This is a genomic window from Methylobacterium sp. Leaf466 (assembly GCF_001425565.1).
Lineage (GTDB): Bacteria > Pseudomonadota > Alphaproteobacteria > Rhizobiales > Beijerinckiaceae > Methylobacterium.
In genome coordinates this window covers 285871-310915 of record NZ_LMRC01000031.1, presented here as the reverse complement: position 1 = coordinate 310915, position 25045 = coordinate 285871, and the positions used below count along the sequence as shown (strand labels likewise).

Annotated in this window: 20 protein-coding genes and 1 tRNA gene; 10 read left to right on the top strand and 11 right to left on the bottom strand. The window is 70.2% G+C overall.

All coding sequences use genetic code 11. From position 1 onward, the window contains the following. Window positions 1–147 precede the first annotated feature (147 nt). From ASG59_RS21450 to ASG59_RS12860, 6 genes are all read right to left on the bottom strand, one after another. The gene (locus ASG59_RS21450; protein WP_056409243.1) at window positions 148–6060 is read right to left on the bottom strand and encodes a M10 family metallopeptidase C-terminal domain-containing protein; all 5913 of its coding nucleotides are present in this window, start codon (window positions 6058–6060) and stop codon (window positions 148–150) included. Between the two features lie 204 nt (window positions 6061–6264). Then, window positions 6265–7428 (bottom strand): MFS transporter, encoded by a 1164-nt coding sequence (locus ASG59_RS12880; protein WP_056409240.1) that lies wholly within the window; start codon window positions 7426–7428, stop codon window positions 6265–6267. A 10-nt stretch (window positions 7429–7438) separates the two neighbouring features. Then, a complete protein-coding gene (locus ASG59_RS12875; protein WP_056282763.1) occupies window positions 7439–8770 on the bottom strand; it encodes an arsenic transporter in 1332 nt (443 codons plus the stop codon). A 36-nt stretch (window positions 8771–8806) separates the two neighbouring features. Then, window positions 8807–9232, bottom strand: coding sequence for an arsenate reductase (glutaredoxin) (gene arsC, locus ASG59_RS12870; RefSeq protein WP_056409238.1), 426 nt, complete (start codon window positions 9230–9232; stop codon window positions 8807–8809). Then, a complete protein-coding gene (locus ASG59_RS12865) occupies window positions 9232–9759 on the bottom strand; it encodes an arsenate reductase ArsC (RefSeq protein WP_056409236.1) in 528 nt (175 codons plus the stop codon). Before ASG59_RS12865 ends, arsC begins: the two co-directional genes overlap by 1 nt. Beyond that, a complete protein-coding gene (locus ASG59_RS12860) occupies window positions 9752–10114 on the bottom strand; it encodes a metalloregulator ArsR/SmtB family transcription factor (RefSeq protein WP_055888031.1) in 363 nt (120 codons plus the stop codon). The genes ASG59_RS12865 and ASG59_RS12860 overlap by 8 nt, the downstream gene beginning before the upstream one ends. 47 nt (window positions 10115–10161) lie before the next feature. On the opposite strand from ASG59_RS12860, the gene arsH reads away from it, so the two are divergent. The 8 genes from arsH (at window position 10162) to ASG59_RS12825 (ending at window position 19576) form a co-directional block, all read left to right on the top strand. Beyond that, window positions 10162–10923, top strand: coding sequence for an arsenical resistance protein ArsH (gene arsH / locus ASG59_RS12855; protein WP_056409234.1), 762 nt, complete (start codon window positions 10162–10164; stop codon window positions 10921–10923). 306 nt (window positions 10924–11229) lie between these two features. Then, the gene (locus ASG59_RS12850) at window positions 11230–11319 is read left to right on the top strand and encodes a K(+)-transporting ATPase subunit F (RefSeq protein ID WP_036267122.1); all 90 of its coding nucleotides are present in this window, start codon (window positions 11230–11232) and stop codon (window positions 11317–11319) included. 27 nt (window positions 11320–11346) lie between these two features. Next, window positions 11347–13062: a potassium-transporting ATPase subunit KdpA gene (gene kdpA / locus ASG59_RS12845; RefSeq protein ID WP_056409232.1), complete on the top strand. Its 1716-nt coding sequence runs from the start codon at window positions 11347–11349 to the stop codon at window positions 13060–13062. A gap of 1 nt (window position 13063) precedes the next feature. Continuing rightward, window positions 13064–13285, top strand: coding sequence for a hypothetical protein (locus ASG59_RS20605; protein ID WP_156399233.1), 222 nt, complete (start codon window positions 13064–13066; stop codon window positions 13283–13285). Window positions 13286–13407: 122 nt separating this feature from the next. Further along, entirely contained in the window at window positions 13408–15501 is a 2094-nt protein-coding gene (gene kdpB / locus ASG59_RS12840) for a potassium-transporting ATPase subunit KdpB (protein ID WP_056409230.1), read from the top strand. Window positions 15502–15536: 35 nt separating this feature from the next. After that, window positions 15537–16142, top strand: coding sequence for a K(+)-transporting ATPase subunit C (locus ASG59_RS12835; protein ID WP_056282748.1), 606 nt, complete (start codon window positions 15537–15539; stop codon window positions 16140–16142). A 9-nt stretch (window positions 16143–16151) separates the two neighbouring features. Beyond that, entirely contained in the window at window positions 16152–18884 is a 2733-nt protein-coding gene (locus ASG59_RS12830) for a sensor histidine kinase KdpD (protein WP_056409228.1), read from the top strand. Then, a complete protein-coding gene (locus tag ASG59_RS12825; protein ID WP_055888043.1) occupies window positions 18881–19576 on the top strand; it encodes a response regulator transcription factor in 696 nt (231 codons plus the stop codon). Before ASG59_RS12830 ends, ASG59_RS12825 begins: the two co-directional genes overlap by 4 nt. A gap of 233 nt (window positions 19577–19809) precedes the next feature. Here ASG59_RS12825 and ASG59_RS12820 read toward each other — a convergent pair whose 3' ends face one another. Next, a complete protein-coding gene (locus ASG59_RS12820; RefSeq protein WP_055888045.1) occupies window positions 19810–20337 on the bottom strand; it encodes a cupin domain-containing protein in 528 nt (175 codons plus the stop codon). Window positions 20338–20768: 431 nt separating this feature from the next. Here ASG59_RS12820 and ASG59_RS12815 point away from each other — a divergent pair, with 431 nt between their 5' ends. Further along, on the top strand, window positions 20769–21095 hold the full coding sequence (locus tag ASG59_RS12815) for a hypothetical protein (protein WP_156399232.1): 327 nt from the start codon (window positions 20769–20771) through the stop codon (window positions 21093–21095). Between the two features lie 143 nt (window positions 21096–21238). On the opposite strand, the gene ASG59_RS12810 is transcribed toward ASG59_RS12815, so the two are convergent. Both ASG59_RS12810 and ASG59_RS12805 read right to left on the bottom strand, forming a co-directional pair. Further along, a complete protein-coding gene (locus ASG59_RS12810; RefSeq protein WP_055888047.1) occupies window positions 21239–21511 on the bottom strand; it encodes a YiaA/YiaB family inner membrane protein in 273 nt (90 codons plus the stop codon). Between the two features lie 54 nt (window positions 21512–21565). Continuing rightward, window positions 21566–22252 carry a PspA/IM30 family protein gene (locus tag ASG59_RS12805; RefSeq protein ID WP_055888049.1) on the bottom strand — a complete coding sequence of 229 codons (687 nt, stop codon included), beginning with the start codon at window positions 22250–22252 and terminating at the stop codon, window positions 21566–21568. A 173-nt stretch (window positions 22253–22425) separates the two neighbouring features. Here ASG59_RS12805 and ASG59_RS12800 point away from each other — a divergent pair. Next, window positions 22426–22510, top strand: a tRNA-Leu gene (locus ASG59_RS12800). 82 nt (window positions 22511–22592) lie between these two features. Here ASG59_RS12800 and ASG59_RS12795 read toward each other — a convergent pair. Both ASG59_RS12795 and purB read right to left on the bottom strand, forming a co-directional pair. Continuing rightward, a complete protein-coding gene (locus tag ASG59_RS12795) occupies window positions 22593–23444 on the bottom strand; it encodes a D-amino-acid transaminase (protein ID WP_056409226.1) in 852 nt (283 codons plus the stop codon). 61 nt (window positions 23445–23505) lie between these two features. Further along, complete coding sequence (purB, locus tag ASG59_RS12790; RefSeq protein WP_056409224.1) at window positions 23506–24813, bottom strand: adenylosuccinate lyase; 1308 nt, start codon at window positions 24811–24813, stop codon at window positions 23506–23508. Window positions 24814–25045 lie beyond the last annotated feature (232 nt).

Here is a 25045-nt window from a genome sequence, read left to right as displayed (position 1 = left end):
GCCGCCGGCCATGACGACATCATGCGTCGAAACGATCGATCGGGAAATACCGCCCGGTATCGGTTCGCCCATCTCCTGCATCGGGAGGCGATGACGCGCCCTCGCGTCGACCCCGCCGCCGCAGGGCGATCGGGGCGAGGCGGATCCTCATGCGAACAGGAGGTCCGACGCGGCGAGTTGCAGCGACGAGAGGCCGGCCAGCGTGATCGTGTCGTCGACCCCCGCGAACGAGATCAGGAGGTCGCCGCCGGAGGCCGCGAACGAGACATCCGCGACGGCATCGATGCCGGACCCGCGCAGGTCGATCCGGTCGGTCCCTGAGAGGAAGTCGAGGATGGTGTCGGCTCCGAAGTCGAAGGCGTCGTAGGTGAAGATGTCCCGGCCCAGCCCGCCGGTGAGACGGTCGTCTCCGCCGGCCCCCCGCAGGACGTCGTCGCCGGCCGCTCCCGACAGAGCGTTGACCGCGTCGTTGCCGAGGATCCGGTTGGCGAGGGCGTTGCCGGTGCCGTCGATGTCGGCGCTCCCGAGCAGGGTGAGGTTCTCGACGTTCGCCCCGAGGGTATGGGTGACGGCGCTGCGGACGCTATCGGTTCCGGCGCTGGCGCCTTCACTGACCACGTCCGACAGCGAATCGAGGACATAGGTGTCGTTGCCGGCTCCGCCGACCATCGTGTCGGCGCCCGCGCCGCCGTCGAGGACGTTGGCGGCGCCGTTGCCGGTGATGACATTGGCGAGCCCGTTGCCGGTGGCATCGGCCGCCAGGCTTCCGGTGAGCGTCAACGCCTCGACGTGGTCGGTCAGCGTGTAGCTGGACGCCGTCAGGACCGTATCGGTGCCCGATGCCGCCGCTTCGGTGACCACGTCCCCGGCGTTGTCGACCCGGTAGGTGTCGTTGCCGAGGCCGCCGGCCATCGAATCGGCTCCGAGGCCGCCGTCGAGGCTATTGGCGGCCCCATTGCCGAGGATGACGTTGGCCAGCGCGTTTCCGGTTCCGGCGATGGCGGCGGTGCCGACCAGGGTGAGGTTCTCCACGTTGAGGGCCAGGGTGACGCTGGCGGAGGACCGAACGGTGTCGGTTCCGCCGCCGGCCGCCTCGATCACCGCGTCGGCCGCCATGTCGACGAGATAGGTGTCGTCGCCGAGCCCACCGGCCATCCTGTCGCTGCCGGCGCCGCCGTCGAGGACGTTGGTGGCTGCGTTGCCGGTGATGATGTTGGCCAGCGCATTGCCGGTGCCGTCGATGGCGCCCAAGCCGGTGAGGGTGAGGTTTTCCACCTGCGCCGACAGCGTATGGCTCAGGCCGGTTTCGACGAGGTCGCTGCCGCCGCCGGCGAGTTCGACGACGACGTCGCCGCTGTCGTCGACCCGGTAGGTGTCGTTGCCCAGGCCGCCGGTCATGGTGTCCGCGCCCGCCCCTCCGTCGATGAGGTTGGCGCCGGCATTGCCGGTGAGGCGGTTGGCAAGGCCGTTGCCGGTGCCCGAGAGGGCCGTGACCCCGGTCAGGACCAGGTTCTCGACGAAGTCGGCCAGCACGAGGCTCAGTGCCGCCTCGACCGTGTCGATGCCACCTCCCGTCAGTTCCGTGACGACGTCGCCGCTATCGACGATGCGATAGGTGTCGTCGCCCAGCCCGCCCACCAGGGTGTCGGCACCGGCTCCGCCGTCGAGGGTATCGTTGCCGGCATCGCCCGCCAGGGTGTTGGCGGCTGCGTTGCCGGTGATGCGGTTCGAGAGCGCATTGCCGGTACCGTCGACGGCGCCGGTCCCGGTGAGGGTGAGGGTCTCGATCTCGCTCGCGAGGGTCCATGTGATGGCCGAGAGGACCGTATCGATGCCTCCGCCCGCCGCCTCGGTGATCACGTCGCCGGCACCGACGCGGTAACTGTCGTTGCCCAGCCCGCCGATCAGGGTGTCGGCCCCGGCGCCGCCCTCGAAGGTGTCGTCGCCGCCCGCGCCGTCGAGGACGTTGGCCGCATCGTTGCCGATGAGGAGGTTGGAGAGCGCGTTTCCGGTGCCGTCGATCGCAGCGCTGCCGGCGAGGGTCAGGGCCTCGACCTGTGCCGCGAGGGTCAGGCTGACCAGGGTCTCGACGGTGTCGGTGCCGCCCCCGGCGATTTCGGTGACCACGTCCCCGGCATCGTCGACCCGGTAGGTGTCGTTGCCGAGCCCGCCGGCCAGGGTATCGGCGCCCGCGCCGCCGTCGAGGAGGTTGGCGCCCGCGTTGCCGGTGACGAGGTTGGACAGGGCGTTGCCGGTGCCCGAGAGGGCGGCGGTGCCGCCGAGCGTCAGGTTCTCGACGTTGTCGCCCAGGGTGTATCCGGTCGACGCCAGGACCGTGTCGGTGCCCTCGCCGGCGAGTTCCGTGGTAACGTCGAGGGCGGAGTCGACCCGGTAGATGTCGTTGCCCGCCCCACCGACCATGGTGTCGGCGCCCGAGGCCCCGTCGAGGGTATTGGCGGCTCCGTTGCCGACGAGACGGTTGGCGAGGGTGTTGCCGGTTCCCGAAATCGCCAGGCTGCCGGTGAGCGTCAGGTTCTCGACGAAGGCGGAGAGGGTCGCGGAAATGCCGGCCTGCACCGTGTCGGTTCCGCCCGAGGCCGTCTCGGTGACGATGTCGCCGGCGTTGTCGACCCTGTAGACGTCGTCCCCGAGCCCTCCCGCCATGCGATCGGCGCCGGCGCCGCCGTCGATGAGGTTGGCCCCGGCGTTGCCGGTGATGGCGTTGGCAAGTGCGTTGCCGGTCCCGTTGACGGCGGCCGAGCCCAGAAGCTGCAGGTTCTCGAGGTTGGCCCCGAGCGTGACGTCGAAGGAGGCCTGTACGGTGTCGGTGCCCGCGGCCGCCGCCTCGATCACCACGTCCGCCACGGTGTCGATCCGGTAGGTGTCGTCGCCGAGCCCGCCCGCGAGGGTATCGCTGCCGGCGCCGCCGTCCAGGATGTTGGCGCCGATGTTGCCGGTGATGAGGTTGGCGAGCCCGTTGCCGGTGCCGTTGATCGCCGCCGACCCGGCCAGGGTCAGGGCTTCCACCTCGCCCGACAGGATGTATCCGACCGTCGCGATCACCGTGTCGGTGCCCTCGCCGGCGGCTTCGGTGACCACGTCGCCGGCCGCGTCGACCCTGAAGGTGTCGTCGCCGAGCCCGCCGACCAGCGTATCGGCGCCGGCGCCGCCGTCGAGGGTGTCGTTACCGGCGCCGCCGTCGATGCGATTGGCCGCCGTGTTACCGGCGATGGCGTTGGCCAGGACGTTGCCGGTGCCGGCGATGGCCGCGGCACCGACGAGGACGAGGCCCTCGATTGCGTCGCCGAGGGTGTAGGTCGCCGCCGCCTCGACCGTATCGGTGCCGCCACCGGCCGCCTCGGTGACAACGTCGCTCGCGCTGTCGATGCGATAGGTGTCGTTGCCCAGCCCCCCGACCAGGACGTCGTCGCCGGCGCCGCCGTCGAGGGTGTCGTCGCCGGCATCGCCCGTCAGCGTGTTGCCCGCACCGTTGCCGGTGATGCGATTGGCCAGCGCGTTTCCGGTCCCGCCGATGGCGGCGGAGCCCGTGAGCACGAGGTACTCGACCTGTGCGCCCAGGACGTAGCTGGCGGCGGCTTCGACGGTGTCGATCCCCCCCGCCGTGAGCTCGATGACGATGTCGCCGGCGCTGTCGACGCGGTAGGTGTCGTTGCCGAGGCCGCCGGCCATGGTGTCGTCGCCGGCCGCGCCGTCGACGAGGTTGGCGGCGCCGTTGCCGGTGATGAGGTTGGCGAGACCGTTGCCCGTGCCTGAGATGGCGCCGGTGCCGGTGAGCGTCAGGATCTCGACGTCGCCGCCGAGGGTGTGGCCGACGGATGCCTCGACCCGGTCGGTGCCGCCGTTGGACGCCTCCGTGACGACGTCGCCCAGGTTGTCGACCCGGTAGGTGTCGTCGCCGAGCCCGCCGGCCATGGTGTCGGCTCCGAGGCCGCCGTCGAGGCGGTTGGCCGCGGCGTTTCCGGTGAGGACGTTGGCCAGCATGTTGCCGGTGGCGTCGATGGCGGCGTTGCCGGTCAGGGTGAGGTTCTCGAGGTTGGCGAGCAGGACGTAGCCGACGGAGGCGGACACCGTATCGGTGCCGCCGTTGGCCAGTTCCGTCACCACGTCGCCGGTGGCGTCGACGCGATAGGTGTCGTCGCCCGCGCCTCCGGCCATGCGGTCGGCCCCGATGCCGCCGTCGAGGACGTTGGCGCCGGCGTTGCCGGTGAGCGTGTTGGCCAGGGCGTTGCCGGTGCCGTCGATGGCGGCGGTGCCGGTGAGCACCAGCACCTCGACCTCGCTGCCGAGGACGTGGCTTCCCGAGGACCGGACGGTGTCCGTCCCGCCGCTGGCGCCCTCGACGACGACGTCGTCGCCGTCGACGATGTAGGTGTCGTTGCCCGCGCCCCCCGCCAGGGTGTCGGCGCCGGTGATCCCGTCGAGGACGTTGGCGCCCGCGTTGCCGGTGAGCGCGTTGGCGAGCCCGTTGCCGGTCCCGGCGACGGAGGCGGTGCCGGTCAGCACCAGGTTTTCGAGGTTGAGGCCCAGCACGTAGGCGATACCGGCGCGCACGGTGTCCATGCCCGCCCCGGCCAGTTCCGTCACGGTGTCGCCCGTGGAATCGACGACGTAGACATCGTCGCCGAGCCCGCCGGTGAGCGCGTCGGCACCGGCGCCGCCGTCGAGGGTGTCGTTGCCCGCGCCGCCGTCGAGGACGTTGGCGGCGGCGTTTCCGGTGAGCAGGTTGGCCAGGGCGTTGCCGGTGGCGTTCACCGCCGCCGTGCCGGTGAGGGTGGCGTTCTCGATGTCGTCCGCGAGGGTGAGGCCGAAGGCGGCCAGCACCGTATCCGTGCCGCCGCCGGCTAGTTCCGTCACCACGTCACCGGCGTCGCCGAGCCGGTAGGTGTCGTCACCGGCGCCGCCGATCAGGGTGTCGTCGCCGATGCCGCCGTCGAGGGTGTCGTTGCCCGCGCCGCCTGACAGGGTGTTGGCCGCCTGGTTGCCGGTGATGAGGTCGTTGCCCGCGCCGCCGACGGCGTTCTCGATGAGGGACGCGACGTTCCCGGCGAACAGGAGGGCGTTGTAGAGGTTGGCGCGCGCGGACGGGCCGCCGAGATAGGCGATCTGGGCGGTCGACATCGTGCTGCCGGCCCCGGCGCCGAGGTCGATCGTCTGGTGGGTCGTGTAGTTGGAGAAGTCGTAGGTGTCGTTGCCGCCGCCGTCCCAGATGGTCCGGAACACGCGGTTGCCGGCCACCGCGTCCTGGGCGACCCCGTCGATGGACATGACGCCCGTGGTGGCGCTGAAGCTGTAGACCGTGTCGCCGGCCTGGGTGGTGTAGTCGGCGCCGTAGAGGGCCTGCAGGGCTGCGATGTCGAGCATCATCAGCGATTGGGCGTAGCCTATGGACTCGTTGCGATAGCCGGTGAGGGGCGCGCCGACGTAGGAGCGATAGGTCATCACCGAGTATTCCATCGCATCCATCGGGCGCGAGATCGCGCCGAACGAACCGGTGTCGTGGCCGTGCTTCAGGCCGAGGGCGTGCCCGATCTCGTGGAGGTAGGTGTGGTAGGCGTAGGTGCCCGCCACCGGCACGCTCCCGGCGATGTTGCCGAAGAAGACATCGCCCGACAGGCTCGACCCCGGCAGATAGGCGTAGGACGTCGAGGGCGCGCCCGAGTTCGCCAGCCGGATGTTGGCGTGGACGCTCGCGGTCTCGGCGATCTCCGTGAGGGCGAGATTGGAGACGGCGGCGACGTTGGCCAGCACCGCCCGCGCGGCCGTCTGTTGCGCGGCCGTCAGCACGGCCATGCGGCTCGCCGCGCCCTGATCGTAGTAGCCGGTCCCGTAATCGTCATAGACGTCGGGGAACGACACCGTGAGCGCGGTCCCGGCCCACTTCGTGCCGTACAGCAGGCCGTTGACGTCGACGTCGGCGGTGCGTGACACGGACGTGAACGTCGCCGTGCCGGACGCCTCCGACGCGGTGGCGGTGGTGCCGCTTCCCGATCCCAGGGCATAGGCGACCGTCGGGTGGGTCTGGCCGCAGAATACGCACATCGCAAGAAACCCGGAACCGTGGACGGTGCCGACGATGCGGATCGGGGTTTGACGAAGTGTTCCAAGCGGGCTTGCCGCCGCGAAAGGGTCGCGCCGGGCCCTCCTTAACGCGTCGTTACCCTATCGAAGTGTGAACCGCGCCAGCGCATCCTCGCGATCCGTTATCCACGAGCGGCCGACGGAGGCCGTGCCGGTCCTTCGGGGTCAGCGACACCGCCACAGGAGACCCACCAGCGCCACGTTCGCGACGGCCAGGGTCGTGAGCAGCACGAACACGCCTTCGGCGCCGCCGTGGGTCAGGACGAAGGCGCCGACGAGGGGGGCCGCCGCCTGGGCCATCAGCCCCGGCCGTGCCAGCAGCCCGATCAGGGGGGCGTAGCGCTCCGGGCCGAACAACACGAGCGGCACCGTTCCGCGGGCGATCGAATAGATGCCGTTGCCGGCGCCGTAGAGCACGAGGGCGAGGCCCACGAAGGGCACCTCCACCGCCAGCAGGGCGATGCCGACCGCGACGAGGCTCATGGCGGCGGTGAGCGTCCAGAGCGGATGGTGGCGGCCCCGGCCGGCCATCTCCATGAGCCGGGCACCGACCTGGGCCGGGCCGATCAGCGCGCCGAAAGCCACGGCCGAAGCCAGCGGCACCGCGCGCGCCTGGAGCAGGGTGAGGAGATGGACCGACACCATGGTCATCACCGTGCCGCCCAGGACCAGGATGCCGGCCATCACGACGAAGGCCCGGCGCTCGCGTTCCGCCAGGACCGGGACGGGCTTCTGCCGGACGTCGGGGCCCGGCGCCGGGGTGGCCGGCGGGGGGATCGTCCACAGGACCAGGGGCAGCGACACCGCCAGTTGCAGCCCGGCATAGGCGAGGCAGGTTCCCCGCCAGCCGATCGCCTCGACGAGGAGGGCGGATAGCGGCCAGCTCACCGTGCTGGCGAAGCCTCCCCACAGCGTGAGGGTCGCGATCGCGGGACGCGCCTGCGCACCGTAGAGGCGCCCGAGGGTGGCGAAGGCCGGGTCGTACAGGCCCATCCCCATGCCGAGGCCGAGGAACAGCCAGGCCAGGAGGAAGACGGTCAGGTTCGGGGCCAGCGCGAGCACGACGAGGCCGGTCGCCATCGCCACCGCCGCGGAGGCCAGCACCGGGCGCCCGCCATGGCGCGCGATGGTCCGGCCCACGGTCGGCGAAACCAGGCCGGCCACGAGCAGGCCCGCCGACAGGCCGCCCACGATCCAGGTCAGGGGCCAGCCGGTGTCGGCGGCGATCGGCGTCGCGAGCACCCCGAGGAGATAGAACGACGACCCCCAAGACAGGATCTGGACGATTCCGAGCGCGGAGATGACCGGCCAGCGTCGGCTACCGTCCATGAATGACCCGTTATTGCGGCCCCAGGATCGGCAGCCAGAGGGCGAGGGCCGCCAGGGTCACGAGCAGGACCGGCGGCGTGATGACGAGGCCGACCTTCATATACTGCCCCCAGGTGATGCGCTGCCCCTTGGTGGCCAGAACGTGCAGCCAGAGCAGGGTGGCGAGGCTCCCGATGGGGGTGAACTTCGGCCCGAGGTCGCAGCCGATGACGTTGGCATAGACCATCAGCTCTCGGGTGAGGGGCGCGAGGTCGGGGGCCTGCTGGATCGCCAGGGCGCCGACGAGGACGCTCGGCATGTTGTTCATCACCGAGGACAGGATCGCGGCGGCGAAACCGGTGCCGATGGTCGCCACCGTGTCGCCCTGGCCGGCGAGCCGCGCCAGGCCCTGGGCCAGGATGTCGGTGAGCCCGGCGTTCTTCAGCCCGTAGACGACGAGGTACATGCCGAGGCTGAACAGCACGATCTGCCAGGGGGCGCCGGACAGCACCTTGCCGATGGCGATGACGCCGCCGTTGCCCCCGGAGAACCAGCGCCCGGCCAGCGCCAGCATCAGGAGCGCCCCGGCTCCTGTGACGACGGAGACCGGTACTCCGAGCGGCGCCGTGACGACATAGGCCGCCAGCAGGACGGCCAGGAGCGGGAAGGCCGCCTTGAACACCAGCGGGTCGCGGATCGCCTCGCGCGGGGGCTCGAGGTCGGCGATCCGATAGGTGGCCGGCAGGTCGCGCCGGTAGAACAGCCACAGCACGACGAGGGTGGCCGCCAGGGAGACGAGGTTCACCGGCACCATCACCGCGGCGTAGCGGCTGAAGGAGATCGAGAAGAAGTTCGCGCTGACGATGTTGACGAGGTTCGAGATCACGAGGGGCAGGCTGGTGGAATCGGCCACGAACCCGCAGGCGACGATGAAGGCCAGCGCGGCGGCCGGCTTGAAGTCCAGCCGCAGCAGGATGGCCAGGACGATCGGGGTCAAGAGCAGGGCGGCCCCGTCGTTGGCGAAGACCGCCGCGATCGCCGCGCCGAGCAGGATGACGAGGGGGAACAGCAGCCGGCCGCGACCGCCGCCCCAGCGGGCGATGTGCAGCGCCGACCAGTGGAAGAACCCGGCCTCGTCGAGGAGCAGCGAGATCACGATCAACGCCACGAAGGTGAAGGTCGCGTCCCAGACGATGTCCCACACCACCGGCACGTCGGACAGGCCGATGACGCCGGTGGCCAGGGCGACGCCGGCCCCGGCCAGCGCGCTCCACCCGATGCCGAGACCGTTGGGCTGCCAGGCGAACCTGGGCTGCCAGATGACGAAGACGAGGGTCACGACGAAGATGGCGAGCGCGAGCATCGGGGCGGTTTCTTTGTCTTGTCCGGTCGTTGGCGATCAGGCGGTGGCGACGGTCCTGCCGTGCTCGTCGACGACGCGCTCGCCGTCCTCCTTGACGAACGCGCCCCGTTGCGGCGGCAGGAGGTCGAGGACCCGTTCGGAGGGGCGGCACAGGGCGACGCCCTTCGGGCTGACGACGAGGGGCCGATTCATCAGGATCGGGTGCTCGCCGATGGCATCCAGCAGCCGGTCGTCTCCGAGCCCCGGATCGGACAGGCCGAGCTCCGCAAAGGGCGTACCCTTCTCGCGCAGGAGATCGCGCACCGACATCCCGGCGCGATCGACGAGCTGGCGCAGCAGCGCCCGCGTCGGCGGGGTCTTCAGGTACTCGATCACATGCGGCTCGATACCGGCGTTGCGGATCATCGCCAGGGTGTTGCGCGAGGTGCCGCACGCCGGGTTGTGGTAGATGACGACGTCCATCACGCCACCTCCGGCCGGGTGGCGGTGGCGCCGGTCTGATGGCCGATCTCGCGGACCTTCGACGACAGGGCCACGGCGTCGAGGCTGGCGATCGGAAGGGCGAGGAAGGCGGAGATCCGGTTCTTGAGGTAGCGTTGGGCGGTGACGAAGGCGGCCTTCTTCTGGAGGTCGGTTCCCTCGGCGGCGGCGGGGTCCTCGATACCCCAATGGGCGGTCACCGGCTGGCCGGGCCAGACCGGGCAGGATTCGCCGGCGGCGCTGTCGCAGACCGTGAACACGAAATCCATCCTTGGCGCGTCGGGCGTCGCGAACACGTCCCAGGGCTTCGAGGCGAGCCCGTCGGTGGGATAATCGGTCTCGCGCAGCACCTGGAGGGCGATCGGGTTGACGACTCCCTTGGGCCGGCTGCCGGCTGAATAGGCCCTGAAGCGGCCCGCGCCGTCCTTGGCGAGCATGGCTTCCGCCAGGATCGAACGGGCGGTGTTGCCGGTGCAGAGGAACAGGACGTTGTAGACACGATCAGGCATGGACGATCTCCCCAGACGGTGTGCAGCAGGCGTCGAGTGCGGTGACGGCGGGCGCGCAGACCTCCGGCCGGCCCTGGCAGCAATCCCTCATCAGGAAGGCGATCAGGCCCGACAGGGCCGGATAGACGGCGCTGTAGATGATCGACCGGCCCTCGCGGCGGGATGCGATGAGGCCGGCGTGCTCCAGTTCCTTGAGGTGGAACGAGACGTTGGAGGAGGACACGCCGATCCCCTCGGCGATGAGGCCGGCCGCCAGCCCCTCCGGGCCGGCGGTGACCAGCGCCCGCACGATCCTCAGGCGGCTCTCCTGCGACAGGGCTGCGAAGGCGGTGAGGGCTTGCCGTTCCGCCATCATCGGTTCAATATCTCAATCATCATTGAACTATAAAAGAAAGCGACGCCGTGGACAAGCCCCGACCGACCTTCCCCCGACCGACCTCCGCCGACGGCCTGCCGAACCTCAGCGAGGCGCATTTCGCGGTGCCGACGCCCCAGACCCTTCGGGTCGATGCGCCCTTCACGCATGCGCCGCGGTTCCTGATCCTCTACGGCAGCCTGCGCGAGCGTTCGTTCAGCCGGTTCCTCGCCCACGAGGCGGCTCGCCTCCTCGAGCGGATGGGGGGCGAGGTGCGGATCTACGACGCGCACGGCCTGCCGCTGCCGGACGACGCGGCTGCCGACCATCCCAAGGTGCAGGAACTGCGTGCGCTCTCGATCTGGTCGGAGGGCCAGGTCTGGGTGAGCCCGGAGCGCCACGGAACCCTCACCGGCGTCATCAAGAGCCAGATCGACTGGCTGCCACTCAGCGAGGGCAGCGTGCGGCCGACGCAGGGGCGGACCCTGGCGGTGATGCAGGTCTCGGGCGGTTCGCAGAGCTTCAACGCGGTCAACGCCCTGCGCGTGCTCGGGCGCTGGATGCGGATGATCACCATCCCCAACCAATCCTCGGTGCCGATGGCCTACAAGGAGTTCGACGAGGCCGGTCGCATGAAGCCGGGCCCCCTCTACGAACGCGTCGTCGACGTCTGCGAGGAACTCATGAAGTTCACGCTGCTCACCCGCGAACGGGCCGACTACCTCGTCGACCGCTACAGCGAGCGCAAGGAACGCGAGCCCGAGCGACTGGCGGGGGTGGCGGCCGACGTCGGGTTCGTCAAACGATAGGGTGGACGATGCCCCGGCCGGGGCCCGGCGTCATGCCGGCGCCACCGTCGCGGTGGTGGTCCCCCCGCCCAGGACGACCGCCCCGCGATCCTGATGAGATCCTTATGGGATCGCCCTCGACTCCCTCTCGAACCCTCACGCGGTTCGCGTCCACATAGTCCGACGAGCGCGGCCGGTCATGGCACCGGCCCCCGACCGACAACGGACGCACCATGCCCGACATCGTCTTCATCGCCGCGGGGCTGGCCTTCTTCGGCCTGGCCGCCGCCTACGCGACCTTCTGCGAACGCCTGTGAGGGACGCGCCATGACGCTCGACCTGACGCTCGGCGCCCTCGTGACCCTGGGGCTGCTCGGATACCTCACCTACGCCCTCGTCCGCCCCGAGCGGTTCTGAAGGAACGGCTCCCAAGGAAGACTTGCCATGACAATCAACGGCTGGATCCAGATCGCGCTGTTCTGCGCGGTCGTGCTGGCGCTCGCCCGCCCCCTCGGCGGCTACATGACCCGCGTGTTCACGGGCGAGCGCACCTTCCTCTCGCCCGTGCTCGCCCCCGTCGAGCGCGGCCTCTACCGCGCCGCCGGCATCGACGCCGATCAGGAGCAGCACTGGCTGACCTACGCGCTGGCCATGCTCGCCTTCCACGCCCTCGGTTTCCTGAGCCTCTACGCGCTGCTGCGCGTCCAGGCGGCGCTGCCGTTCAACCCGGACGGGCAGTCGGCGGTCGCGCCCGACCTCGCCTTCAACACCGCGGCGAGCTTCGTCACCAACACCAACTGGCAGTCCTACGGCGGCGAGACGACGCTGTCGTACCTCGCGCAGATGCTGGGGCTGACCCACCAGAACTTCCTTTCGGCGGCCACCGGAATCGCGCTCGCCGTCGCCCTGGTCCGGGGCTTTTCGCGGGCGTCGGCCACGACGGTCGGGTCGTTCTGGGTCGATCTCACCCGCACCGTCCTCTACGTGCTGCTGCCGCTCTGCATTCTCTACACCCTGTTCCTCGTCTCCCAGGGCGTCCCGCAGACACTGGGCGGAGCCGTCGAGGTGACGACCCTCGAGGGCGCCAGGCAGACCATCGCGGTCGGGCCGGTGGCGAGCCAGGTCGCCATCAAGATGCTCGGCACCAACGGCGGCGGCTTCTTCAACGTCAATGCCGCCCATCCGTTCGAGAACCCGACGGCGCTTTCGAACTTCATCCAGATCGTGTCCATCTTCGCCATCGGCGCTGCGATGACGAACGTCTTCGGCCGCATGGTCGGCGACGAGCGCCAGGGCTGGGCGATCCTTGCCGCCATGGGTGTGCTGTTCCTGGCCGGTGTCAGCGTCGTCTACTGGGCCGAGAGCGCGGGCAGCCCCGTCCTCAACTCGTTCGGGCTCACCGGCGGCAACATGGAGGGCAAGGAGGTCCGTTTCGGCATCGTCGCCTCCGCCCTGTTCGCGGCGGTGACGACGGCGGCGTCCTGCGGCGCCGTCAACGCCATGCACGACTCGTTCACGGCGCTGGGCGGCATGATCCCTATGATCAACATGCAGCTCGGCGAGATCATCGTCGGCGGCGTCGGCGCCGGCCTCTACGGCATCCTGGTCTTCGTCGTCGTGACGATCTTCGTGGCCGGCCTGATGGTGGGGCGCACGCCGGAATACCTCGGCAAGAAGGTCGAGGGCCGCGAGGTCAAGATGGCCATGCTCGCCATCCTGTGCCTGCCCCTGATGATGCTCGGCTTCACCGCACTCGCCACCGTGGTCGCGGCCGGGCTCGCCGGCCCGGCCAATGCGGGTCCGCACGGCTTCTCGGAAATCCTCTACGCCTTCACCTCGGCGGCGGCCAACAACGGCTCGGCCTTCGGCGGGCTGAGCGCCAACACCACCTTCTACAACGCGACGCTCGGCCTCGGCATGCTGTTCGGACGGTTCTTCGTGATCGTGCCGGCGCTCGCCATGGCCGGGTCGCTCGCCGCCAAGACGACCGTGCCGGCCTCCGCGGGGACGTTCCCGACCCATGGCGGCCTGTTCGTCGGGCTGCTGGTCGGCGTGATCCTCATCGTCGGCGGGCTGACCTTCTTCCCGGCCCTGGCGCTCGGGCCCATCGTCGAGCACCTCGCCGGCGGCCTCGGCCAGACCTTCGCAGCCGGAGGCTGAGATGCGTCACGCCATGCCGCCTCGCCTCGTACAGCGGCGCGCAGCCCTGCGCAGGGGGCTCGGACCTCGCCGGCCGAGGACACCGATCGCGAGCCGGACCCCGCAGGACGGGGGCAAGACCCGGGTGTCCGACATCGTGTTCGGAATGCTCGCGGTGACCCTGCTCGGTGCGCTCGCCCTCCTGGCCTGCGCCGCCGTTGCCGGCCGCCTGCTGGCGCCCTGAACCCCAGGCCGCTTCGCGGTAGCGCCCCGACGCTCCCCGGGGGTGGCCGCTTTCGCCAGATCCGCTCGGGCCGGGCGCGTCGTGCGCCGGCTCCCCGCCGACCCTCATTCCGGACGTTCCCCATGGCCCGCCAGACTTCCACACGCCTGTTCAGCGCCGCCCTCGTCGGGCCGGCGCTCGTCGGCGCCCTCGCCAAGCTCGACCCGCGCATCATGATCGGCAACCCGGTCATGTTCGTGGTCGAGGTGGTGGCCGCGCTCACCACCGTCCTGTTTCTCCGCGACCTGCTGACCGGCGGCCCCGACCTCGCCTTCTCCGGCCAGATCGTCCTCTGGCTCTGGTTCACCGTGCTGTTCGCCAACTTCGCCGAGGCCATCGCCGAAGGGCGCGGCAAGGCCCAGGCCGACAGCCTGCGGCGCAGTCGCACCGAGACCATGGCCAAGCGCCTGAAGGGTGCCGGCCGGGAGTTCGAGACCGTCCCCGGCAACGACCTCAAGGTCGGCGACGTGGTTCTGGTCGAGGCCGGCGACATCATCCCGTCCGACGGCGAGGTGATCCAGGGCGTCGCTTCGGTCAACGAGGCCGCCATCACCGGCGAATCCGCCCCCGTCATCCGCGAGTCCGGCGGCGACCGCTCGGCGGTGACCGGCGGCACCCAGGTGCTCTCCGACGAGATCCGGGTGCGGATCACGGCGGCCGCCGGCTCGACCTTCGTCGACCGCATGATCGCGCTGGTCGAGGGCGCCTCGCGCCAGAAGACCCCGAACGAGATCGCCCTCAATATCCTGCTCGCCGGCCTCACCATCGTCTTCGTCTTCGCCGTGGCGTCGATCCCGAGCTTCGCTTCCTATGCCGGCGGCTCCATCCCGCTCATCGTGCTGGTGGCCCTGTTCGTCACCCTGATCCCCACCACCATCGGCGCGCTGCTGTCGGCCATCGGTATCGCCGGCATGGATCGGCTGGTGCGTTTCAACGTGCTCGCGATGTCGGGGCGCGCCGTCGAGGCGGCGGGCGACATCGACACCCTGCTGCTCGACAAGACCGGTACCATCACGCTGGGCAACCGCCAGGCCACCGAGTTCCGGCCCTTGAACGGCGTCTCCGAGCAGGATTTGGCCGACGCCGCCCAACTGGCCTCGCTGGCCGACGAGACCCCCGAGGGTCGCTCCATCGTCGTGCTGGCCAAGGACCGATACGGCATTCGCGCCCGCGACATGGCGAGCCTCAACGCCACCTTCGTGCCCTTCACCGCCCAGACCCGGATGAGCGGCGTCGACCTCGACGGTTCCTCCATCCGCAAGGGCGCGGTCGATTCGATCATCGCGTCCGTGAGCAAGCAGCCGATGGCCACGCGTGGATCGAGCGCGGCCCTGGCCTACAGCCCCGGTGTCGCCGATGAGACCGTGCGCGAGATCCAGGCCATTGCTGAGGATGTCGCCAAGGCCGGCGGCACGCCCCTGGCGGTCAGCCGCGACGGCCGTTTGCTCGGCGTCGTCTACCTCAAGGACATCGTGAAGGGCGGTATCCGCGAGCGCTTCGCCGAGCTCCGCCGGATGGGCATCCGCACCGTGATGATCACCGGCGACAACCCCATGACCGCAGCCGCCATCGCCGCCGAGGCCGGCGTCGACGATTTTCTGGCGCAAGCCACCCCGGAGGACAAGCTGGCGCTGATCCGCAAGGAGCAGGCGCAGGGCAAGCTCGTCGCCATGTGCGGCGACGGTACCAACGACGCGCCGGCGCTCGCCCAGGCGGATGTGGGAGTCGCCATGAACACCGGCACGGTGGCGGCCCGCGAGGCCGGCAACATGGTCGACCTCGATAGCGACCCGACCAAGCTCATCGAGATCGTGGGCATCGGCAAGCAGCTCCTGATGACCCGCGGCGCCCTGACGACGTTTTCCATCGCCAACGACGTGGCCAAGTATTTCGCCATCATCCCGGCGATGTTCCTGGGTCTCTATCCCCAGCTCCAGGCGCTCAACGTCATGGGGCTGGCCTCGTCGCAGAGTGCGATCCTCTCGGCCGTCGTCTTCAATGCGCTCATCATCGTCGTGCTGATCCCGCTGGCCCTGCGCGGCGTGGCCTACCGGGCGGTCGGGGCCGGGGCGCTGCTGCGCCGGAACCTCCTGATCTACGGGCTCGGCGGCATCCTGGTGCCCTTCATCGGCATCAAGGCCATCGATCTGGCCGTCACCGCCCTGCACCTCGTCTGATTCGCTTCGAACCGTCCCGCGAAAGAGTACCCGCCATGTCGAACCCGCTTCGCCCCGCCCTCGTCCTGCTGATCGCGCTGACCGCCATCACCGGGCTCGGCTATCCCCTCGCGATGACCGGCCTCGCCGGGGCCATCTTCCCGGCCGAGGCCGCGGGCAGCCTCGTCGAACGGGACGGCCGGTCCGTCGGCTCCGGCCTGATCGGCCAGTCCTTCACCAGCGACCGCTACTTCCAGGGCCGGCCCTCGGCCACCACCGCCGCCGACCCGTCCGATGCGACCAGAACCATACCCTCGCCCTACAACGCCGCGAGCTCCTCGGGCTCCAACCTCGGCCCCACCAGCGCCGCGCTCGCGGAGCGGGTGACGGGCGACCTCGCCGCGCGCCGATCCGAGAACCCGGGTCGTCCCGTCCCGGTCGACCTCGTCACGACGAGCGGGTCGGGCCTCGACCCCGACGTCTCGCCCGACGCCGCCCTGTTCCAGGTGCCCCGCGTCGCCAAGGCGCGTAACCTCGCCGAGGATCGGGTGCGCGGCCTCGTCGCGTCCCGGGTCCAGGGCCGGCTCCTGGGCGTCCTCGGCGAGCCACGGGTGAACGTCCTCGCCCTCAACCTCGCCCTCGACGAGCTGGAACGGAAGTAACCGCGCCGAATGAACCGCCCGCCGACCCCGCTCCCGCCGCGCGAGCCCGCCCGGCCGTCCCCCGACGCGCTGCTGGCGGCCGCGCGCCGGGAGGAGGGCGGGCGCGGCCGCCTCAAGATCTTCCTCGGGGCGGCCCCGGGGGTCGGCAAGACCTACGAGATGCTCACCATCGGTCGTGCCAGGCTCAAGGCGGGCACCGACGTCGTCGTCGGCGTGGTCGAGACCCATGGCCGGCCCGAGACCGCGGCCCTGGTCGACGGTTTCGAGATCGTGCCCCGCCGGGCGGTGCCGTATCACGCCGCGGTCCTCGAGGAGATGGATCTCGACGCGCTGCTCGCGCGCCGACCCGGCCTCGCCCTCGTCGACGAACTCGCCCACACCAACGCACCGGGCTCGCGCCATCCCAAGCGCTACCAGGACGTGGAGGAACTGCTCGACGCCGGCATCGACGTCTTCACCACCCTCAACATCCAGCACGTGGAAAGCCTCAACGACGTCGTCGCGCAGATCACCCGCATCCGGGTGCGCGAGACCGTTCCCGACGGCATCCTCGACCGGGCCGAGGACATCGAGGTGGTGGACCTCAACCCCGACGACCTGATCCAGCGCCTGCGCGACGGCAAGGTCTACGTGAAGGGCAACGCCGAGCGCGCCCTCAGGCACTACTTCTCGCGCGGCAACCTGACCGCCCTTCGTGAACTGGCGCTGCGCCGGACCGCCGACCGGGTCGACGACGAACTCCTGAGCCACATGCGGGCCAACGCCATCGCGGGCCCGTGGGGCGCCGGCGAACGGGTGCTGGTCTGCGTCAGCGAGGACCCGCGCTCGGCCGGCCTCGTGCGTCACGCCAAGCGCCTGGCCGACCGCCTGCACGCGCCCTGGACCGCCATCACCATCGAAGGCCCGCGAAGCCTCTCCCTCGACGAGGCCGCGCGCGACCGCATCGCCGACACCCTGCGCCTGGCCGACCGCCTCGGCGGCGACGCCGTGACCATTCCCGGCGGCCGGCGTATCGCCGACGACATCCTCGCCCATGCCCGCGCGACGAACGTCAACCACATCATCCTCGGCAAGGCCGAGCGCTCGGCCCTGTTCGAACTCGTCAACGGCTCGGTGGTGCACGACATCGTCCGGCGCTCGGGCGACATCAGCATCCACGTCATCGCCGGCGAGGCGGTGAGGGCCGATCCGATGCCGCCCAAGACGGTGGCCACCGCGCCCGCGCCGGCTTCCGTCGTGGCGCCCTACCTGTTCGGCCTCGCCGCGACGGCCGTGGCCCTCGCGCTCGCGCTGCTGACGCAGCCCGTCCTCGGCGTGGAGAACGCGGACCTGTTCCTCCTGACGGCGGTGGTCGCGGTCGCGGCGCGCCTCGGGCTGGGGCCTTCCCTCGTCGCGGTGGTCGCCGCCTCCCTGTCCTACAACTTCTTCTTCCTGCCTCCGGTCTATACCCTGACCATCGCGGACCCGACCAACGTGGCGGCGTTCCTGCTGTTCACCCTGGTGGCGGTCGTCGTCTCGAACCTCGCCTCGCGCTCCCGCCGCGAGGCCGTCGTCTCGCAGGGCAGGGCCCGCGCCACGGAACGGCTCTACGGCTTCAGCCGCACGCTCGCCGGCTGTGCCACCCTCGACGACGTGCTGTGGGCGACCTCGGCGCAGATCGCGGCCATGCTGAGGGTTCGCGTGGTCGTGCTGTTGCCCGAGGACGGAACGGTCTCGGTCAAGGCCGGCTTCCCGCCCGAGGACCGCCTCGAGGCGGCCGACCTCGGCGCGGCGACCTGGGCCTTCGACAACGAGAGGCCGGCCGGGCGCGGCGCCGACACCCTGCCCGGCGCCAGGCGCCTGTTCCTGCCGATGCGAACCGGCCGCGGCATCGTCGGTGTCGTCGGTCTCGACACGGACGGCACCGGCCCCATCCTCTCGCCCGAAAGCCGGCGCCTGTTCGATGCCCTGGCCGACATGGCGGCGCTCGCCATCGAGCGGGTCCGCCTGGTGGAAGAGCTCGACCGGGCCGAACGCGCCGCCGAAACCGACCGTTTGGCCCAGGCCCTGCTCACCTCGATCTCCCACGACCTGCGCACGCCGCTGGCCTCCGTGCTCGGGGCGGCCACCACCCTGCGCGACCTCGAAGGGGCCCTGTCCCCGGACGCCAAGGGCGAGCTCGTGACGACCATCGTCGCGGAGTCCGAGCGGTTGAACCGCTTCATCGCCAACCTCCTCGACATGACCCGGCTCGAAGCGGGCGCGGTGGCGGCGACCCTCACCCCGCAGGACGTGGCCGAGATCGTCGACACGGCCATCCGCCGGCTCGGTACGGTCCTGGCGCGCCATCGCGTCGTGGTCGCCGTGCCCGCGGCGCTGCCGGCCCTGCGCCTCGACCCGGTGCTGTTCGAGCAGGTGCTCGTCAACCTCCTCGACAACGCCGCCAAATACGCGCCGGACGGATCGGTCGTGACGGTCGAAGGGGCGGTTCATCGCGGTGCGGTCCGCCTGCGCGTCCTCGACGAGGGCGGTGGCCTGCCGCAAGCCGAGCTGGAACGGGTGTTCGACAAGTTCTATCGTGCCGCCAAGGGCGACAGCGTCCGGGCCGGGACGGGGCTCGGCCTCGCCATCGCGCGCGGTTTCGTCGAGGCGATGGGCGGAACGCTGACGGCCGGCAACCGCCGCGACCGCAGCGGCGCGGTCTTCACCATCCACCTGCCCATTCCCGCGGCGGGGAACGGTCGATCGGGGATCGCGGGATGAGCATAACCATCCTCGTCGTCGACGACGAGCCGCCGATCCGCAAGCTCCTGCGCATGGGCCTGGCCACGCAGGGCTACGCCGTCGTCGAGGCGCCCGACGCGCGCACCGCCCTCGCCATGCTGGCCAGGGAGGCGGTCGACCTGATCATCCTCGACCTCGGGCTGCCCGACATGCGCGGGCACGACCTGCTGCGCGTCGTCCGGGCGGATTTTCGCGACCTGCCGGTGGTGGTGCTCTCCAGCCGCGACGACGAGCCGGGCAAGGTCGAGGCCCTCGATCTCGGTGCCGACGACTACGTGACCAAGCCCTTCGGCATGGGCGAACTGCTGGCGCGCATTCGTGCCGCCCTGCGCCACCAGCTCGCCGTCCAGGGCGAGCGGGCCCTGTTCGAGGTCGACGGCCTGAGCGTCGACCTCGTGCGCCGCATCGTCCGGGTCCGCGGCGCCGAGGTGAAGCTGACGCCGCGCGAGTACGACTTCCTGCGCGTGCTGGTCCAGCATGCCGGCAAGGTGCTCACGCACGCCCAGCTCATGACCGCGGTCTCGACCTCGTCCGATCCGCAATACCTGCGGGTCTACATGCGCCAGCTCCGCCTCAAGCTGGAAGCCGATCCCGAGCGTCCGCGCATCCTCCTGACGGAGACCGGCGTCGGCTACCGGCTGCGCGCGCCGGACGACGAAGGGCGGCCATGACCGCCGCGATCTTCCTCGAAGACGGCCGTAGCCTCCCCGGTCGCGATCGACAGAACGCCGTTGCATCGCGGCCGTGCCGGCGCGCCACATCGCCGACGACACGGCGGCCGGCCGATCCCGTCGGCCGTTCGGGACGCCTCGTCGAGGCCGCCGCCCGGCGACAGGCTCGCGGCGACGGGGCACCGGACGCGGCATCGCAGGTGCCCGGGCTTCGGCGGGGGCGCCCGGTGTCCTCACGGGTGGGCGTGGATCGGGTCGACCCAATGGACGGTCTCTGGCCGTTCGACGGGTTCGACGTCGGTGATGTTGACCACCACCGCCTCGTTGTCGGAGCGCACCAGGACGCAGTGAAGCGGCTGGTCCGGGTCGGCGTTGATCTCCTGATGCGGCACGTAGGGCGGCACGAAGATGAAGTCGCCGGGTCCCGCCTCGGCGACGTATTCGAGCCTGTCGCCCCAGCGCATCCGGGCGCGGCCCGAAATGACGTAGATCACGCTCTCCAGCGCACCGTGGTGGTGGACGCCGGTCTTGGCGTCGGGAGCGATCGCCACTGTGCCGGCCCAGATCTTCTGGGCGCCGACGCGTGCGTGATTGATCGCGGCCTGGCGGAACATGCCCGGCGTCTGGGCGGTGTTGGAATCGAGGCTGTCGCCGGGAATGACGCGAACGCCGTCGTGCTTCCAGCGTTCGCGGGCCTCGCCGCCCGTCTCCGATCCGTGGTCGTGCGCATGGTCGTGGGGATGCGTCGTCTCGTCGTGCATCGGCGGCCTCCTGCGAGTGTCGGCTCATCGTAGCGCAGCGCCCGCTTCGACGCTCGTATCGTGAATGGCCCCGGTCCGCGGCATGCGCCTGCGGGACGTCGCGGGTCGGTCCCTTCGGGCATCGCCACCGGCGACGAGTGCTCGCGGAACGAGACCCGCTCGATGACGGAGATGGCTGCCCACCTGGGTCGGGACGGGCGACGTCGCGGTCTTCTCCGCATCGGGACCGCTTCGCGAGGTGCGATCTCCCAAGGGAGGGAACTTTGGAAGCACATTCCGACAAGGAAGAGGTAAATCTTTGACGTCGCCGAGCAACGGCGGTCCCGACCCGAGGTGAACGACAATGAAGGCGATACCGGACTCGTTCTTTCAGCGGCCAGAACCCTGTCGCCTTTCGAGGTGCGAGCAGGACGGATTTGGCACAGGATCGGATGGAGGCCACGGCCATGAGAGACGACGACAGGCGGAGTGACACGGCGCGCCCGCGACTCCTTGCGGCGGCGCTGCCGGGCCGGGAGAAGCACCGTATCCCGCGCCTCTACGGGCTTGCGGCCTCCGCCGCGGCCCTTGAGGACGGCTTTACGCCCGACGAAATCGGACAGGTCCTTGCCGGCCGCAGGATCGTCGATGCCTTTCCCGTCCTGGGCAACGAGAGCGTCGCCACCTACGCCCACCGCGCCGTCTGCGAGATGATGACGGCCTATGTCGCGCAGGACATCCCTGCCCGGAATATCCCTGTCCAGGGTATCGCGGCCTGAGATCCGGCGACCCGACACCGCGGTCGGGACATCGTGCGTCTCGATTGGGCGCCGTCGGGTCTGTCGCCGTCCGAGTACCCCACCGCGATCGCGGACACCCGTCGCGGAACACGCTCGGGTGGCCGCATCGCGGTCGAGCCGGATCAGTCCTTGCCCACCGACATGAGCAGCCGTTCCGTCTTGGCGTCCTCGATCCGGTTGACCATACGCCGGCCCTCGTGGACGTCGCGGATGGTCTTGGTGGCGGTGATGCAGGACTGGACCAGCATGACCACGCCCATGGTCAGGTAGCCCTTCACCCAGATGTCCATCGGCATGAACAGGATGCCGAGGGCGACCATGACGAGGGAGCCCAGGAACGAGGCGTAGGTGAAGGCGACCCAGGCGCCGGAATGCTGCGTGGTTTCGTTGTTCATGATCGATCTCCTGAAGCGTGACGAGGGAGGGGAATGGTGCCTGGGTGGGGTCGTTCAGGCGCCGGCCGGCTGCATGGTGGCCTTCTGGCGAAGGCGTTCGAGGACGTCTCCTGCCCGCGGCCGGCTCGCGGCTCCAAAGCCCTCGCGGGCGAGTTTTTCGGCGATGTCCTGGCCCGGTTCGACCTCGGCCCGCGCCTCGTCGAGGTCCGCGGCCTCGACCTGGTTGCGACGCAGGCGCTGGAGCGTCGCCTCCGCCTCGCGCAGGGTGGCGCGGTCGCTGCCGGCGGCGCTGGCGCCCAGGCGCCGGACGGCTTCGGCGGCAGCCGCGATGCGGCGCCCACGCTCCAGATCCGCCTGACGCCGGGTGGCGTCGGCCACGAGATGGCGCAGGCGACCGATCTCGGTGCCGAACCGCAACCGTGCCGCGGCAATGGCCGCGATCTCGCCTTCCAGGTCCGCGATGGTGTCGGCCGCTTCCGCCGCCAAATCTTCGCGACCGCCGCTCAGGGCCGCGACGGCCCGCGTCTCCAGGTCGTCGATCCTGGCGGCGACCTCCTCGCGCCGCCGTGCCTCGGCCCGGTCACCCGCCAGGGCTGTGGCCAACGCCAGCTTGCTGCGCTCGAGGGACACCCGCGTTTCCCGGATCTGCTGATCGAGGACCAGCAGGGCATGACGATCGAACAGATCCTCTTCGGCCTGGGCGGCGGCGCCGCGGGCGAGAATCCTGAAAAGCTTGAACATGGATGACCTCCGGACCCGTGAAGCGTGTTCACGGTTCTCATATGAGGTCTTTTGAACGGTGTGTAAGTGTGTTTCTGCACGCCGTTCAAAATAAAGACGCTCGTCGGCCCGACATGCCGGGACCTCGGCTCCCACTGGCAGAGCGCCGAAACTTGTGCCAAGAGGCGTGCGTTGCGGGCGTGGTGGAACTGGTAGACGCGCCGGACTCAAAATCCGGTTCCGCAAGGAGTGTCGGTTCGATTCCGACCGCCCGCACCATTTTTTCCCCGAGACGCCTTCTTCCCCGAGACGACGACACAGGCGGCCGGGCGAGCGTGGCCGTCCGGATATCGCCGTACCGCTAAGCGCGCGCCAGCTCCAGATAGAGGTCACGCAGGCGCCGCGCGCGGGGGCCGGGTTCGCCGGTGCCGACTGGCCGTCCGTCGATGGCGACGACCGGCATCACGAAGGCCGAGGCGCTGGTGTAGAACGCCTCGTCGGCGGCGACGGCCTCCTCGACGGTGAAGAGGCGCTCCTCGACGCGCAGGCCTTCGTCGCCGGCCAGCCGCATCACCGCGAGGCGGGTGATGCCGGGCAGCAGGGCCGTCGAAAGCGGACGCGTGACGATCGCGTTGCCGGCCACCATGAAGGCCGTGGAGGAGGAGCCTTCGGTCACGAAGCCGTCCTCCACCATCCAGGCCTCGGCGACGCCGGCCTTGGCCGCCTCCTGCTTGGCCAGCACCTGGGCGAGCAGGGCGACCGACTTGATGTCGCGCCGCTTCCAGCGGATGTCGGGCACGGTGACGACCTTGGCGCCGCGCTCGGCCAGCGGGTTGTTGGCCACGGTCTTGGCCTGCGTGAACATCATGACGGTGGGCGGCGTCTCGGCGGGCGGGAACGCGAAATCGCGCTCGAACGCCCCGCGCGTCACCTGCATGTAGACGAGGCCCTCCGTGAGCCCGTTGTGCCGTACCAGCTCCTCCTGGAGGCCGACCCAGCCCTCGATCGTGTGCGGATTGCGGATGCCGATCTCGCCGAGCGAAAGGTCGAGGCGGGCGAGATGGGCCGCGTTGTCGACGAGCCGGCCGTCCAGCACCGCCGAGACCTCGTAGATCCCGTCGGCGAACAGGAAGCCGCGATCCATCACCGAGACCTTGGCCTCGTCGAAGGGCAGGAACGCGCCGTTGAGATAGACGATGCGGGCTTCAGACACGTCGTGGTTCCTCGCGCGAACGGGTGCCGGTCATAGGGCCGAAAGCAGGATTCGTGCGCCCTCAGGGGGCGCCGAACACCCGCTCGAAGATCGTGTCCACATGCTTGAAATGGTAGCCGAGGTCGAAGCAATCCTCGATCTCGGCGGGGCCGAGGATGGCGGTCACCTCGGCGTCGGCCTTGAGCAGCGCCAGGAACTCGCCTTCGCCGCGCCAGACCGGCATCGCGTTGCGCTGGACGAGGCGGTAGGACTCCTCGCGCGAGAGGCCGCCCTGGGTCAGGGCCAGCAGCACGCGCTGCGAATGGACGAGGCCGCCGAGCTTGTCGAGGTTGCGCTGCATCTGCTCAGGATAGATCAGGAGCTTGTCGATCACGCCGGTCAGGCGGGCCAGGGCGAAGTCGAGGGTCACCGTCGCATCCGGCCCGATCATGCGCTCCACGGAGGAATGCGAGATGTCGCGCTCGTGCCAGAGCGCCACGTTCTCCATGGCCGGCAGGGCGAACGAGCGCACCATGCGGGCGAGCCCGGTCAGGTTCTCGGTGAGCACCGGGTTGCGCTTGTGCGGCATCGCCGAGGAGCCCTTCTGGCCCTCGGAGAAGAACTCCTCCGCCTCCAGCACCTCCGTGCGCTGCAGGTGGCGCACTTCGATCGACAGCCGCTCCACCGAACTCGCCACCACGCCCAGCGTCGCGAAGAACATCGCGTGGCGGTCGCGCGGGATCACCTGGGTCGAGACCGGCTCGGGGGTTAGCCCCATCGCCTGCGCCACATAGACTTCCACGCGCGGATCGATGTTGGCGAAGGTGCCGACGGCGCCCGAGATCGCGCAGGTGGCCACTTCCTCGCGTGCCGCCACGAGCCTGGCCCGGGCCCGCGCGAACTCGGCGTAGGCCTGGGCGAGCTTGAGGCCGAAGGTGACCGGCTCGGCGTGGATGCCGTGCGAGCGCCCGATGGTCGGGGTCAGCTTGTGCTCGTAGGCGCGGCGCTTGAGCGCCGCCAGCAGGGCGTCCACGTCGGCGATCAGGATGTCGGCGGCCCGCACGAGCTGCACGTTGAGGCAGGTGTCGAGCACGTCCGACGAGGTCATGCCCTGGTGGACGAAGCGCGCCTCCGGGCCGACGATCTCGGAGAGATGGGTGAGGAAGGCGATGACGTCGTGCTTGGTCACCGCCTCGATCGCGTCGATGCGCGCGACGTCGAACACCGCGTCGCGGCCCTTCTCCCAGATGACGTCCGCCGCCGCCTTGGGAACGACGCCGATCTCGGCCAGCGCCGAGGTCGCATGCGCCTCGATCTCGAACCAGATCCTGAAGCGGGTCTCGGGCGACCAGATCGCCGTCATCTCGGGGCGGCTGTAGCGGGGGATCATTGAAGACGGCTCCTGCGGACGGACCGCGATGGTCGCCGGATCGGCCTCCGGACTGATGACGGGATCGCTAGGTGATGAGGGTGCGGAAGGCAAGACGGGTCCGGCCTTGCAGAGGCCCTCTCCGGTTCCGAAGCGGGCGGTTTCGGTGGGCTGGTCATGGCCTGATCAGTGACGGCCCGATTAAGATTAATTTTGATCAGAAATTGCATGACTAACTTGAACGGATTAGCCT